Here is a 15,342-nt window from a genome sequence, read left to right as displayed (position 1 = left end):
ATTCCAAATCGACTTCGTCGATGGAATGCGCTCACTCCCGTATCAAGTTCTCACGAAATGCGCAGCTTAGTGCGCATTTCTGTCTGAACAGTAACGATTATTCAACTATTCGACTGCCATCGTTATAAGTGATTACCCAGTAACCTTTACCGGTTCCACAGTCTTCATAATACACTTTATCAATTATTACCTTCTCAGGCCCTTTTTCGGCATCTTCTTTCGTGCTATCTGTAACAGCAACGGCCGTAACTCCCTCTGCTGTTGCAGTAGTTGCATCTTCTATTTCTGTTATCTCATCTGCATATATCACTGGCTCGTTACTGGCCTCCACCACAGGAATATCCTCTTTCCCAAGTGCTCCATTTAACGCCTCCCTATAAAAAGGAACTGTAGTATATAGCATAATGTTGAGCATGAAAATGAAAACAAATGTAATAGGAATTGCCAGAAATATACCTGAAAATCTTCTCATAATAGGTAAACCTCTTTCTCAATAATAGACAGTCCAGGTCAGTTGTTTTTCAAGTGGCTTTGCCGGATAACTGTCATATGTCTGTTTATAATACCCTTCCCCTTTTGCATCCTGCATCTCTGAATCAAAGATGTACCATTTGTCTCCCAACTTTACTTCAGTCCATGCGTGTGGCGTTTTCCCGCCAAGCGAAGACTGAACCATTCCGCTGCATACCCTTGAGTCAAACCCAAGTCCCTTTGCTATATACGCAAAAGCTGCCGCATATCCATAGCAGTTACCTTTGCCGTTTAAAAGCATATCTGTCGCATAACTCCCCGTCCAGTTTCCTATTGGAACATCCATCTTTCTCTCATAAGAAACGGAATCTACCAGATAATTAAAAGCATATTCAAGCTGCTGCCTCTGACTCATCGATTCTGTAGTACTTGTCTCCAAAACTGATGCAATGAGCTTTTTTAGATCTGTGTCAGGCTCCACCGTATTTCCTGCAGCATCCTTCCACTTAACGCCATAAGGCGTATGAATAAAGTGTTCCCCGGGAACCTGCCACTCCATCAGATTGCTCTGAGCCTGCGCCTCAACAAGGTGCCTGATTTCTGTCCTGAGACTGTCCGCCACTCCATACAAGGCATTTTTTCCTATAGATGTAACTGTCTCCGGTATATACGCCCCGGTAAGAGCCGCCGGGAAACACAAAAGCTCAGTTTTTTCCTTATTGTAGAGGCAATTACAATAAGAAGAGTAAAATGGATTGCTCTCACTTACTGTTATAGATCTAAGAGCCATGAGCCCTCTGAAAGCATTAGGCGAAATTTCTGTCACATCACTTCCTATATGGATCGTAGTTATGTCAGGTGTTTCCCTAAATGTCGCCGAATCAATCGAAGTTACCCCGCTTGCCCGTACCTTTACCGGAAGCGCAATAAACACTTCCATCAGTATAAGAACTGTTACCAGTATTCTTTTGTAAAAAGAAATCTCTTTTAGCCCCATATCATATTAATCCGTTGCTCTGGCCCTCTGAGAAGCCACATCAAATTTGCTTCTGATCTTCGCATAAGTCACTGCATCTTTGGTGTTTCCACCTTCATTTGGATGCTTACCATATCCGGCACTTGCAGTTATAGCATCAGCATAGCCTTCCTTACCATCCACAATCACCTGGCACCACTGATCATTCCAGGTATTTGCATTTTTGTGAACCCAGGTTATACCCAGGTAATCAAGAACTAGTCCAAGAGCCCTTGTAGCACCTGCACACGAATACTCACCGCCTACAAAAACTCCATAAGCCGTTCTGTAAATAGTGCCCTCTGTTGTGTATGTTCCCTGCGCGCAATACGCATTTATTACGCCTGCCGCATAGGCAACTTTCTCAATATCTTTTACCTTATTCTTATCCGACGTTTTTGAGCTGCTTGAAGAGCTGGACTTCTTGGAAGAACTGCTAGACTTTGAAGCATTCACCGCTTCAATTGCCTTGTTTATTCCTTCCGCAATCTGTTTGGCATAGCTTCTGGCTATAACCTCCTGATCATATGTCATACCGCCATTTCCATGCTTAGCCTTAGGAATTATAACAACTCCTGTATCGCCTGTCGGTACAACATACTCTGTGCTGTCACCTATAAGCCTGTTGGCAACTCTCTTTTCTTTTTTACCAAATACAACCCAGTGCTCGATGAGCTTATTGGCATCAGTACCATAAGCATCTCGCAGATCCTGGTAATTGAGATAGTAATAAAGCGGGTTATACTCATTCTTATAATCTACGCCATTATATTTAGTTGTGGCTTTGGAAAGGGCAACGTACGGATCGTCCGCAGCCTGGACCGTCAATGAACTTAAGTCTGATCCAATAATGAAAATTCCGGCTATAACCGCCAAAACAACACTCAATGCCTTTTTTAAGATAAGCATCATATTCTCTCTCCATCCCGCACATTTGTGCGCACAAAACTAAAGTCTTTAAAAATATGCTCACTTATCTTATCGACATTTAATATTATTTTTTAACCTTTTTAAGAAAAATTCTTTTTTTAAAGGAACTGCAGATAACAGCACCCAAAAACACACTAATTAAAATGATAATAAGCCTAACTGCTACACTCTTGCTGCAATCACTTGTTGCTGACATTCTTACCCCCTGAACAGATGATGAAGGCTCTGAACTTTCAGATATACTGTCACTGCTGCCTGATGTAACCGTAGACGCCTCATAGTCTGCAGAAGCGGAATTATCCCCGGCATCAACAAGAACAAGCCTTCCATTTTGGCAATTTACAATATACTGTGAAGACACATCACGCCCTTCACTATCCACTATGATTACAGATGTTATCTCGTTGCTGCTCTCCCCGACGCCTGTCTGGCTTCCATTGAACACTACTTTTGATATGGAATGCCCGTCTTTAAGACTTCCCTCAATAATAGAGTAGCTATCATTGGTCAGCGTGTTTCCATCATCATTTTTAACAGTACTTCCGGCTTCAATGGTAATCACATTTTGAGGATTAACTGTTGCCTGCTTAGTTCTTATCTCAATTGAAGACTCATTCTTTAATGCTGAGATCATGCCTGAAAACTTATCAATAATCCCGACCTTGATGTCTTCCGGTTCAATTGTCTTTCCATCAAAAATAAAAGGAATCGTCAGTCCTTTTTCGGATATATCATTAGCTGTTACATAAGCATAGGCAGCATCAATACTTACCCAATATTCTCTATTTTTATATTTAAAGGTTGTACCATTACCATCAGAGGCTGTAACTGTTATGACATCTGACTTTAGAAACTTTCCAAAAGCATCATAGATTTTCTCTGTTAATGTCTCAGGCTCTTTTGCATCAACAATCCTGATTTTAAATCCATCACCTACAAGATGAGCTTCTCCGTCATCCGGAACAAACGGGTTGTTACATATTGTTTCAATCTCTATTGTTATATCAGGTTCTTCATCTTCTGTGTCAACAGAAGAACTTTCTGCTGAAGATGACTCCATGGAAGATGCAGCTATTGAACTTCCTTCCGAGGCTTTCTCCACTGTAGATGCAGCTATTGAACTTTCTTCCGAGGATTTTTCCACTGTAGATGCAGCTGCCGAACTTTCTTCCGAGGCTTTCTCCACTGTAGATGCAGCTGCCGAACTTTCTTCCGAGGATTTCTCCACTGTAGATGCAACCGTTGAACTTTCTTCCGAGGTTTTCTCCACTGTAGATGCAGCTGCCGAACTTTCTTCCGTGGTTTTTTCCACTGTAGATGCAGCTGCCGATCTTCCTTCCGAGGCTTTCTCCACTGTAGATGCAGCTGCCGAACTTTCTTCCGAGGATTTCTCCACTGTAGATGCAACCGTTGAACTTTCTTCCGAGGTTTTCTCCACTGTAGATGCAGCTGCCGAACTTTCTTCCGAAGATGAAGACAAACTTGCGGAAGCTTCACTTGAGACTTCGTCCGAAACCTCAGTTGACGCTTTTGAACTGCCGGAATAAGCTTTTCCTGCATCGTCTAATATTTCCGAAATAGGATCTTCCTCGGGGTCTTGAACAGGCTCTACAATTTCTCTTGTTCGTATAACTCCGTCCACATGCATTTTAGAGCCTATATTTTTGATAACATACCACTGAATATAATGAATCGAAGGATCAAAATCGCTTCTAATCGATTGAATTTCCTCTAAAGAAGGAACCTTGTTCAGAGTCTGCAAAATCTCATTGTCACAATAAATCTCTCCATCTAAAGGTTCCTCACCAAGATCAGCTCCAACAATCTCATCAAAGCTGTTTACGGCACCGAACTTATATATACCATCAGAATAGTCAGATGATGGATACGACGAAATTTCATATGGGATATCAGAATCTATCCCATTAAGAATGTAAAAATATGTTGAACAATACAGTGTTTCCCGTTCCTCATACGAATCTTCAGTAAAAAGATCTGTAGCTTCTTCTGTCACTATTTCTGCGTCACACCCTGAAGCTGCATCAAAGCTGTCGTCATCCGCATATGACGTAAACGCAGCAAGTCCACTACTACATATGGCTATCACTACCATTAACGTTATCAAACAGAATACTACAGCTTTATTTAATCCTTTCACCTTAATTCTCCAGTCATCGCCAACAGGCTTTTACAATTTACCTTGTTAAAAACACACCTTCATAAATATAGCAGATGACTAATCATACAATCAATCATAATCTTGTAAAATATTGTTTAGCGGCCCAAAAAATCTATTTACATTCAGATAAGCCCCATAGCATCGCTAACCGAGTAAACACCTATTATTTCGATTCCCTTGCAACTTGTCTTGAGCTTTTTTTCAAGAGCTTTTGGAACGATGCAACGTTTAAATCCCAACTTCTCTGCTTCCTGCACACGGGCTTCTGACATATTGACTGACCTTACCTCGCCCGAAAGGCCAACTTCGCCAAATGCAATCGTATCATCACTGATGGGCTTATTTTTAAAGCTCGAAATAATAGCAAGGCAAATGCCTAGATCCAAAGAAGGTTCTGCAATCTTCATTCCTCCGGCGAGATTTATATAAGCATCATAGTCTGCCATCTGTAAACCTATCCGCTTTTCCAAAACTGCCATAAGAAGGTTAACTCTGTTGTAGTCTGTTCCATTAGCCTGGCGTCTAGGAAAACCAAAATTAGTCCTGCACACAAGAGCCTGTATCTCAATCAGAATAGGACGCGTTCCTTCAACAGAGCAGGTAACAATTGAGCCACTGGCATTCACAGGTCTTCCATCCAACATGAATTCTGATGGATTGGTAACTTCCATAAGACCTTTTTCCTGCATTTCAAATACACCAATTTCATTGGTGGAACCAAATCTGTTTTTTACTGCCCGAAGTATCCTATAGGATGCGTGACGGTCTCCTTCAAAATAAAGAACTGTATCCACCATGTGTTCCAAAACTCTCGGTCCGGCAACCTGGCCTTCCTTGGTCACATGTCCAACAATAAACACCGATATATTCATACTCTTGGCAATCCTAAGAAGAACAGATGTGGACTCTCTTACCTGTGAAACACTTCCCGGCGCAGAAGAAACATCTTCATTATACATGGTCTGGATTGAGTCGATGACAAGAACCTGTGGCTTCGCTCTGGTTATAGCCTCTTCTATATTAGAAAGATTTGTCTCACACATGAATTTCAATGTGTCAGAAAAATCTCCAAGCCTGTTTGCGCGAAGTTTTATCTGTCTCAAGGATTCCTCACCTGAAATATAGAGGACATCTCTTTTATCTCCGGAAAGATTTCCAGCAACTTGTAAAAGAAGCGTTGATTTACCGATACCCGGATCTCCTCCCACAAGAATAAGAGAGCCCTTTACAAGTCCTCCACCAAGTACTCTGTTAAGCTCTCCTATATGTGTATCAAAGCGGTCTTCATCTGTCATAATTATTTCTGACAGTGTCTGAGGCTTTTTATATTCTCCGTTTGTTAATGCCGAGCCTCTGGCCGCACTGCTTACCGCCTTTGAAGCTGCTTTAACCGTCTCCTCAACAAATGTATTCCACTCTCTGCATCCGGGACACTGCCCCATCCACTTGGATGATTCATACCCACATTTCTGACAAAAAAATACGGTCTTTATTTTTGTCGCCATAGCTCCTCCCAAAAAAACAAGGGCCTTTCGAGTTTTCTCGAAAAGCCCTAAGCATTTTTTACCTTTCAACTCTTACCTGTGTTGCTTTTTCTTCAGAAAGTTCAACACTCAAATTAAGTTTACCACCTACGTTCGTAGTCATCTTACCAATGCTAGCACCATTTACGAACACATTATATTCAGTTTTTTCAAGAAGTCCTAAGGTAATCTGAGCATCACTGGAACCTTCAACAGCAAACTCTACACCTTTTTCAGTCTCTTTAAACTCAGTAACTGTAGTTCCTGGCACGGACTCATATACGAAGTTGTCATTGCTTTCAAGCTTGGTAATGTCCTTAAAAGTCTTTACCTTATAGATGTCTCCGCCATGCTCGAAATTTTCGAGTTTCTTCTTCTCTGGAAGCTTATAGTTACCAAAACTGATACTTCCATCCTCTTCAGCACGAATCAACTGCTCAACAACAGCCATATCCAAACCTCCTAAAAATATATAGCTCGTTTCTTATAAAACATTATAAGTCATAGAACCTTAATGTAAAATTAAAATTTTGTTACTTTTTTGAAGTTTTTTTCACTGGCTTTTTTACAGTTTTTTTAGCAGGTTTTTTAGTTGTTACAGTGCTTTTTGTCTTGGATGACTTTGAAGGCTTTGTGGTCTTGACACTGACCTTCCTAACTGAAGTTTTAGTTCCCTGAGCTGTTGTGAAAACAATCTTGTCATCCTTAAGTCCAACTGTCACATCTGTTCCAGCCTTTATATTGCCCTTTAAAAGCTCTTCTGCCATTGCATCCTCAATAGTCTGCTGAATAGCTCTCTTAAGAGGTCTTGCACCCATCTTGGCATCTGAATACTTGGTTACAAGGTATTTTTTAACAGCAGGAGATATTGTAAGACTAATATCCATCTGATCCTTGCAACGTTTGCTTAAATTCTGTGAAAGAAGTGTCACAATATCCATCATCTCTTCTTCATTAAGAGTATGGAATACCATGATCTCATCTATTCTGTTAATGAACTCAGGTTTAAAGAGACGCTTAACCTCTTCCATAACTCCTGACTTCATGTCTTCATAGTCCTTTTTGGCATCAGAACCGGCACCAAATCCAAGCTTTTTGGGATCAACTATCTTCTGAGCTCCAACATTAGAAGTCATAATAAGGATAGTGTTCTTAAAGCTTACTTTTCTGCCCTTGGAATCTGTGATATGTCCGTCATCCAGAACCTGTAAAAGAACATTAAAGATGTCAGGATGTGCCTTTTCAATCTCATCAAAAAGAATTACTGAATATGGATGTCTTCTGACTTTCTCACTGAGCTGTCCGCCGTCATCAAATCCCACATATCCCGGAGGTGATCCGATCATCTTGGATACGGAGTGACTTTCCATGTACTCAGACATATCTACTCTGATAAGAGCATTCTCATCGCCAAACATTGCCTCTGCAAGGGCCTTTGAAAGCTCTGTCTTACCTACACCTGTCGGTCCAAGGAAAAGGAATGAACCGATTGGTCTGTTAGGATCCTGAAGTCCTACACGGCCTCTTCTGATAGCCTTGGATACAGCCTTAACTGCATCCTCCTGACCAATAACTCTCTTATGAAGAACAGACTCAAGTTTCAGAAGCTTTTCAGATTCTTTTTCTGCAATCTTCTTAACAGGAATTCTGGTCCATTCTGCTACGACCTCTGCTATATCATTCTCATTAACAACATAGGCAGATGTCATTTCTTTTTTCTTTTCAGCATTCTTTGCTCTGTTCAGCTTAGATATAAGAGCGTTCTGCTCTTTGTTAAACTCACCTGCTGCCTTGAAATCCTGCTCTTTAAGGGCAGTTTCGATCTTGCCATCGTAAGACTTTATGAGTTCCTCAAGCTCTTTTATCTTGGGGGATACGCTCATGGTCCTGAGTCTTACAGCTGATGCAGCCTCATCAATAAGGTCAATTGCCTTATCCGGAAGATTTCTGTCGTTGATATATCTCTCAGAAAGCTCAACTGCAGCCTTGATAGCCTCAGGAGTTATGGTAACTTTGTGATGCTCCTCGTATTTACTAACAATGCCATTAAGTATTTCTGTAGCCTCTTCCTTGGTAGGTTCATCCACGTTGACCGGCTGAAATCTTCTCTCCAAAGCAGCATCTTTTTCAACATACTTGCGATACTCAGTAATGGTAGTTGCACCGATCATCTGAATCTCGCCTCTTGCAAGAGAAGGCTTTAAAATATTGGAAGCATCGATTGCTCCCTCTGCTCCACCGGCACCAATAAGAGTGTGCATCTCATCAACAAAAAGAATGATATTTCCATCATCAGCAACCTCTTTGATGACTTTTTTAATACGCTCCTCAAACTCACCTCTGTATTTTGAGCCTGCAATCATGCCCGAAAGATCCAGGGTAACAAGACGCTTGTTCTGAACTGTTAAAGGCACCTCACCTGCAGCAATCCTCTGAGCAAGTCCTTCTACAACAGCAGTCTTACCTACACCCGGCTCACCGATAAGACAAGGGTTATTTTTGGTCCTTCTGCTAAGAATCTGAATAACTCTCTTTATTTCTCTTTCTCTCCCAACTACAGGATCGAGCTTATTTTCAGTGGCAAGTGCCGTCAGATCTCTGCTGTACTGCGCAAGGATAGATGCCTTTTTGCCGTTTTTGGGAGCTGTTTTTCTTCCAAGGTCTTCTTTTACAAGATTGGGGTCCTCTCCCATTGCTGCAAGAGTCTCAGCATATATTTTCTGCGCAGGCACATTAAGAGTACTGATGAGTCTTACTGCAACATTCTCTCCCTCTTTTATAAGAGCAAGCAAAATATGCTCAGTTCCTGTCTTGTCTGCGTGGAACCTCTCAGCAAGTCTGTGAGCTTCCTCAAGCACTTTTTCCGCACGTGGAGAAAAGCCATCTTTATCAAGGGTGCTGACTGTAGAATCGGGAACGATAAGATCTTTTATCATATCCATCATGCGATTCTCGTCGATACCGTTATCAATAAGGATTCTGGAAGCAACACTTCCATCTTCTAATATAAGTCCCATGAGAATGTGCTCAGTACCTACATAATTAAGTTTAAGGCTTCTGGCTGTTTTCCTGGCAAGCTTAAGTGCATCAGCCGCCATTAAGGTGAACTTTGAATCCATATCATTTCTTCCTTTCTTCAAGAATTTCTCTCGTAGTTGTCATAAAGCTGATCTACAAGTTTGTGAATATCATCCCTTCCGATCCCCTTACAGATAGCTCTAGCAAGTACGACCGCAAGTTCTGACTTAGCATCACTAAGGGCCTGAAGCTTATCAATATCAATAGCAATAATAGCTCCACGTCTCCTGTCAATCTTAACAAATCCCTCCTGCTGAAGTATTGAATATGCCTTGTTAACAGTGTGCATATTGATACCTATTGTCTCAGCAAGCTGGCGCACACTTGGAAGCTGTTCTCCCTCGCGGAATTGAGACGTAGCTATACCCAATATGATCTGATTGCAAAGCTGCATATAGATTGCTTCGTCACTATTAAAATCAATCTCTATGATCATAAACGCCTCCTAATCTGTGATATATTTAGTATAACACATGCTACAGATTAATCAAATCGATATGCAGATTCTCTTATTTTCAAGACTTATTTGCAAGATGTAACAAGGTTTTTATATCAAATTTAGCAAATATTTGATATTCAAGATTTCATGTTTTATTCGTATAATAGTACCTATGAATAAAAATATGACTATTGGCATCCTGGCTCACGTGGATGCAGGAAAAACAACAATTTCAGAAGGCATTTTATATATTGCAGGTGCTCTGCGAAAAATTGGAAGAGTAGACCACAGGGACACTTTTCTTGATACTTATGACCTTGAGAGAGACCGCGGAATAACCATTTTCTCCAAGCAGGCAATCTTCGAGTACGGTGGATATCATTTCACGCTTTTAGATACACCGGGGCATGCTGATTTTTCGGCAGAGATGGAGAGAACTCTTTCCGTTCTCGATGTGGCGGTTCTTCTTATCAGTGCTCCCGACGGTATAACAGGTCAGACAAGGACTTTATGGAAGCTTCTTGATTACTACCACATACCAACTTTCATTTTCGTAAACAAAATGGATCAGTATCATGGTGACAAAGAGAATCTGTTAAAAGAGGTAAAATCAAGCCTTAGTAGCAACTGCATCAATTTTAGTTGTGATCTTACTTCTCCTGAATTTCAGGAAGAAATAGCTGTATGCGATGAGGAACTCCTTAATGCTTTTCTTGATGGCAATGAGATCACAGACAACCAGATAAAAGAGCTGATTTCAAAAAGAAAATGCTTTCCCATTGCTTTCGGAAGTGCTCTTAAAATGGAGGGTATAGAGAATTTTCTTTCTCTTATCTCCTCTTTTGCCCCTGTAAAAGAATATGATGAAAACGATGCCTTTTCTGCAAAGGTATTTAAAATAAGCAGAGACTCAAGCGGAAACAGATTGACTCACATTAAGATTATCAGCGGTTCTCTTGCAACTAAAGCAATACTAGGCGATGAAAAGATTGAGCAGATTCGTTTCTACTCCGGCGAAAAGTATGACACTGCCGCCAAAGCTGTCGCAGGTCAGATTTGTGCTGTTACCGGCTTATCTTCTGCTCTGCCCGGTGAAATAATCGGTTCATCTGCTGAATCATTGGCAGATAGCATTATACAGCCCATCCTCTCCTGCTCAGTTCTTTTACCGGATGGAAAGGATTCAATCGCATTTTACAAAGAACTAAAGGTGCTGGAAGAGGAGGATCCGACTCTCCAGCTTAGCTTCAACGACAAAGCCCAGATAATCGAGATTAAGGTAATGGGTGAAGTTCAAAAAGAAGTTCTGAAACACATTGTAAAGCAGCGATTTGGGACAGATATAGACTTCGGCCCCGGGCACATTGTCTATAAAGAAACTATTACCAATAAAGTTGAAGGTGTTGGTCATTTTGAACCGTTGCGTCACTATGCTGAGGTACACTTACTCCTTGAGCCAGGTGCTCCGGGAAGTGGTATTTCTTTTGCCACCAAATGTAGTACCGATAAGCTTTCACTAAACTGGCAAAGACTCATTCTCACTCACCTGCAGGAGAAAAAATACTTAGGTGTTCTCACAGGATCCGAGATCACCGACATCAAGATAACACTTATCGCCGGGAAAGCTCATGAAAAGCACACTGAAGGCGGTGACTTCAGACAAGCAACCTACCGAGCAGTAAGACAGGGACTTATGAGTGCAAAGTCAGTTCTTCTTGAGCCCGTTCTGGAGTACAGGCTTGAGATTCCGTCAGATGCTGTAGGAAGAGCACTTACCGATATACAGCGCATGAGCGGAACTTCCTCCCTTCCTGATATAATTGGTGAAAAGGCTATCATCACAGGCACCGTTCCTGCTGCCTGCTTTCTTGACTATGCATCAGAGCTTTCTTCCTATACAAGAGGCGAAGGCCAGATTTTTACTACATTCAAGGGATATGAGCCATGCCACAATGAAGAGGAAATAATAGAAAGCTTTGGATATGATCCCGAGCTTGATCTTGATAATCCTTCATCCTCAGTGTTTTGTTCTCACGGAAGCTCAGTAATAATTCCCTGGGACGAAGCTCCTGAAAAAATGCATGTGGATTCAGGTCTTTTCCCTAAAAAAAGAACTGCTGACGTCATAGAAAAGGAGTTTGTAAAATATAAAAATTCAGAAGAAGAATTAAAGGCAATATTCGAAAGAACTTATGGAAAGATTACGCCAAGGTATGTGGAAACTTCAGTTACCTATGATTCTTTAAATCAGGCGGATACTCCTGAAAATGACAACAGGGACTATGATCTTGAAGCAGCCAAAAAAGAGAAACACCAGAACACTGCATCATCCATAAAAAACGAGGCAAATAAGGAATACCTTCTTGTGGATGGTTACAACATCATATATGCTTCATCTGATTTGTCTGACCTTGCCAAAACTGACTTAAAGGCTGCAAGAGATAAGCTTATAGACATACTGATAAATTTCCAGGGTTTTCGCCGTGAGCAGGTGATTGTTGTGTTTGACGCCTACAAAGTCGCCGGAGGAAAAGAACATACAGAGGAAATGAGCGGTCTTTTGATTGTCTACACAAAAGAAGCTGAAACTGCGGATCAATATATAGAAAAGGCTGCTCACGAGATAAGCAAGAAGTACAAAGTGACTGTTGCCACTTCTGATGCCATAGAACAGGTGATTGTTCTTAGCAGCGGAGCCTATAGGCTTTCTGCCAGAGACTTTTGGGATGAAATAGAAAGAACCAATATTCTCATCTCAGAGAGTATCGCCTCGAAAAGATAGAAATAAAAAAGTGCCTGCGGCACTTTTTTATTTTATTCTAGCGTTCTCTTATAATCGCTCTCATTTACACATCTGTTGCTACTACAGACATGTAATATGAGTAAAGATTCTTGTAAGTGTTCTTGTCATAATGAAGACCATCAGGTGTGCTAAAACCTGTCTGCGTGAGATATGAGTAACTATCAATCCACTTGATTCTTGGGTCAAGCTCTGACTGTAACTGGGCATTGAAGCTCTCAATCTGCGCATTGGATACAGAATTGCAGTTTCCAACAGGTGTTACTGATGAATAATAAACTGTTATTCCCGCTGCATCCCAAACATCAATATAGCTATTTATAAGGCTAATGTATTTAGATGCATTGGCCAGGTCATTAACACCAAAATTAATGATCATCGTGGTTCCATTGCCTGCGTACTCCTGTATTTCTGAAAGAGCAGTGTTCTTAAACCAACTATATCCCTCACCGACTTTGGCAACATATGCCTTGTCCGTAGTTCCTACAGCATTCTTAAGCTGAACTGTTCTGGAATCTCCTACAAAAAGATACGGAACACTTGGAAGTTCAGAAGTCACATAGTCGCCACTAATAAAAGCGGTTCCATCACCATAGGATATCTCATACCAATTATTATCAGTAACCCCCAGGACCGTAAGCTCACTTCCCCAAGTAATCCTTCCAAGTTTGGTATAATCCGTTCCGGCACCACTTCTGACATTAATGGTAGCACCTGCATACATGATAAGTGGGCTTTCATAGACTGTTACTGTATAAGGCCGCACTTCCTCTATCACTTCTTCTGAAGAAGCCTCTATAGAAGCTTCTGTAGCCGCAACAATATCCACTGTTTCAGTAACAGCCGCACCGGCAAGTTCATCCTCTCCAAGAGCTTCATCAATCTGGACGTTTAAGACTTCACCTGCAACTAATGTGTTCTCATTTTGAGCAGCCTCAACAGTCGCAATATGCTTATCAGCAATAAGTCCCGCAAGCGCAACTACTGAAAATGCCGCAGCAAAAGAACCTAAGATTATTTGGTTTTTATTTTTTTTCTTCTTAAACATGACACAAATTTTACAATAGTCGTAACAACTTGTCAAATTTCATTCACCTTTACACCGCTTCCATACCTTCCATCTGTGCAGTAAACAGATGATAGTAAGCTCCCTTACGGGCCATAAGCTCATCATGACTTCCACATTCAGTTATTCCACCATTGTCTATATACATTATTTTATCACATTTTGTAACGGTTGACAGTCTATGTGCAATAATAAAACTTGTCCTTCCCTCGAGCATGGTGTCAAGGCCCCTCTGAAGCGCTTTTTCAGTTTGAACATCAATACTTGAAGTTGCTTCATCGAGTACCAATATTGCAGGATCTGCCAAAAGCGTTCTTGCAAATGACAAAAGCTGTTTCTGTCCCTGTGAAAGGAGTGCGCCTCTTTCTTTGACCTCTGTGTTATATCCCTTAGGCATTACTTTTATAAAGTCATGGGCACATACTGCTCTGCTGGCTTTTCTTATATCTGCCTCAGTAGCGTCAAGTTTTCCATACCGGATATTATCCCCTATTGTTCCTGAGAAAATGAAGCTGTCCTGAAGCATGATTCCCATCTGGGATCTCAAAGAATGAAGTGTGACCTTGGAAATATCCTGGCCATCAATAAGTATTCTTCCACTATCGACATTATAAAATCTAGAGATAAGACTCACAATTGTGCTCTTTCCTGCTCCTGTCGGACCAACTAGCGCTATGCTTTCTCCCGGTTTTACGCTAAAAGATACGTCATGAAGAATTTCTTTTCCCTTCTCATAGGAAAAAGACACATGATCAAAAGTTACTTCACCTACCATCTTCTTCATTTCTACAGCATCAGGCGCATCATCAACAGTTACCGGCTCATCCATTGCTTCAAAAATTCTCTCAAGGTAAGCCATATTGTTGATAAAATTATTAAAGATATTTCCAAGGTTCATAATAGGCTGCCAGAATCTGGAAGCATAGCTTGAGATAGCCACAATCACGCCAAGTGACTCGTTACCCTTGGAAAAGACAATCAGAGCAAACATGAAAATAGCAGCTCTTACAAGAACTGAAATTGTATCAATTCCCGGCCAGACCATGGTTGAATAGCTTACCGCTTTCATCCATGCCTTCTGGCAGTTTGAAGAAAGGACTTTGAATATCTCAGCATTTTCATCTTCTCTGGCAAAAATCTGTGTTATCCTTGCGCCAACGATATTTTCCTGAAGATATGCGTTTAAGTTGGAATTCTTGTTAGACACAGCCTGCCAGGCTTTCCTCTGCTTATTTTTTATCCAGAACATGAATATCATGAGAAATGGCACGCCCGCCAAAACCACAAAACTGAGCTTAACATCTACTGCAAACATAAATATAACTATAAAAATCAGGTTAAGTATCTCAAGAACAACGTTTATCAGACCATTGCTAAGCATATCAGAAACGGAGTTGACGTAATTTACCACCCTTACAAGAATCTTTCCATGTGGTCTGTCATCATAGTATTGAAATGGCAGTTTTTGCAGATGCGCAAAAAGATCCCTTCTTATCTGGTAAATAATATCCTGGCTCACATTTACCATTATTCGTGAACGCAAAGTTGTAAAGATAACGCTGCATACATAGAAAAGTGCTGCAGCAATAACAAGTTTATAAAGCAGAGTCTCATCCCCCTTTGGAATAGCCACATCCAAAGCCTTCTGTACAATCATGGGGCTGACAAGAGCTGCTGCTCCGCCAAGTGCAGAAAAAATAAGGGCCAGCGCCATCTTTCCTGCATGTTTTTTTATATATCCCGATGCCCTTAGCAGATGTTTTATATCAAAGGGCTCTTCTAGTATCTCATCTTCTTTATATGTATTTCGTCTCATGTACGTATCTCCTGGTTATAGTTGC

At 41.0% G+C, this 15,342-nt stretch carries 11 protein-coding genes; 1 reads left to right on the top strand and 10 read right to left on the bottom strand.

Annotated features, from left to right (window positions below; genetic code table 11):
- Window positions 1-97 precede the first annotated feature (97 nt).
- The 8 genes from BM146_RS15160 to BM146_RS15125 all read right to left on the bottom strand — a co-directional run bounded on the left by BM146_RS15160 (window position 98) and on the right by BM146_RS15125 (window position 9,632).
- Window positions 98-472 carry a hypothetical protein gene (locus tag BM146_RS15160; RefSeq protein ID WP_074890853.1) on the bottom strand — a complete coding sequence of 125 codons (375 nt, stop codon included), beginning with the start codon at window positions 470-472 and terminating at the stop codon, window positions 98-100.
- An 18-nt stretch (window positions 473-490) separates the two neighbouring features.
- Window positions 491-1,468, bottom strand: a complete 978-nt coding sequence (locus BM146_RS15155; protein WP_074890850.1) for a transglutaminase domain-containing protein — start codon at window positions 1,466-1,468, stop codon at window positions 491-493.
- Window positions 1,469-1,474: 6 nt separating this feature from the next.
- The gene (locus tag BM146_RS15150; RefSeq protein WP_074890848.1) at window positions 1,475-2,398 is read right to left on the bottom strand and encodes a hypothetical protein; all 924 of its coding nucleotides are present in this window, start codon (window positions 2,396-2,398) and stop codon (window positions 1,475-1,477) included.
- 82 nt (window positions 2,399-2,480) lie between these two features.
- Window positions 2,481-4,574 (bottom strand): hypothetical protein, encoded by a 2,094-nt coding sequence (locus BM146_RS15145; RefSeq protein WP_074890845.1) that lies wholly within the window; start codon window positions 4,572-4,574, stop codon window positions 2,481-2,483.
- A gap of 143 nt (window positions 4,575-4,717) precedes the next feature.
- Window positions 4,718-6,100, bottom strand: coding sequence for a DNA repair protein RadA (gene radA / locus BM146_RS15140; RefSeq protein WP_074890842.1), 1,383 nt, complete (start codon window positions 6,098-6,100; stop codon window positions 4,718-4,720).
- Between the two features lie 58 nt (window positions 6,101-6,158).
- Window positions 6,159-6,569: an endosialidase gene (locus tag BM146_RS15135; RefSeq protein ID WP_074890840.1), complete on the bottom strand. Its 411-nt coding sequence runs from the start codon at window positions 6,567-6,569 to the stop codon at window positions 6,159-6,161.
- An 82-nt stretch (window positions 6,570-6,651) separates the two neighbouring features.
- Window positions 6,652-9,237, bottom strand: coding sequence for an ATP-dependent Clp protease ATP-binding subunit (locus BM146_RS15130; RefSeq protein WP_074890862.1), 2,586 nt, complete (start codon window positions 9,235-9,237; stop codon window positions 6,652-6,654).
- Between the two features lie 17 nt (window positions 9,238-9,254).
- Window positions 9,255-9,632, bottom strand: coding sequence for a GntR family transcriptional regulator (locus tag BM146_RS15125; protein WP_074890838.1), 378 nt, complete (start codon window positions 9,630-9,632; stop codon window positions 9,255-9,257).
- 175 nt (window positions 9,633-9,807) lie between these two features.
- On the opposite strand from BM146_RS15125, the gene BM146_RS15120 reads away from it, so the two are divergent.
- Window positions 9,808-12,417, top strand: coding sequence for a translation factor GTPase family protein (locus tag BM146_RS15120; protein WP_074890836.1), 2,610 nt, complete (start codon window positions 9,808-9,810; stop codon window positions 12,415-12,417).
- A 64-nt stretch (window positions 12,418-12,481) separates the two neighbouring features.
- On the opposite strand, the gene BM146_RS15115 is transcribed toward BM146_RS15120, so the two are convergent.
- On the bottom strand, window positions 12,482-13,483 hold the full coding sequence (locus BM146_RS15115) for an SH3 domain-containing protein (protein ID WP_143087506.1): 1,002 nt from the start codon (window positions 13,481-13,483) through the stop codon (window positions 12,482-12,484).
- A gap of 49 nt (window positions 13,484-13,532) precedes the next feature.
- On the bottom strand, window positions 13,533-15,317 hold the full coding sequence (locus tag BM146_RS15110) for an ABC transporter ATP-binding protein (RefSeq protein WP_074890830.1): 1,785 nt from the start codon (window positions 15,315-15,317) through the stop codon (window positions 13,533-13,535).
- Window positions 15,318-15,342: the final 25 nt, after the last annotated feature.

This window comes from Butyrivibrio proteoclasticus (assembly GCF_900115735.1).
Taxonomy (GTDB): Bacteria; Bacillota; Clostridia; order Lachnospirales; family Lachnospiraceae; genus Butyrivibrio; species Butyrivibrio proteoclasticus_B.
The sequence above is the reverse complement of the archived record's forward strand: the minus strand, read 5'-3'. Positions and strand labels throughout refer to the sequence as shown.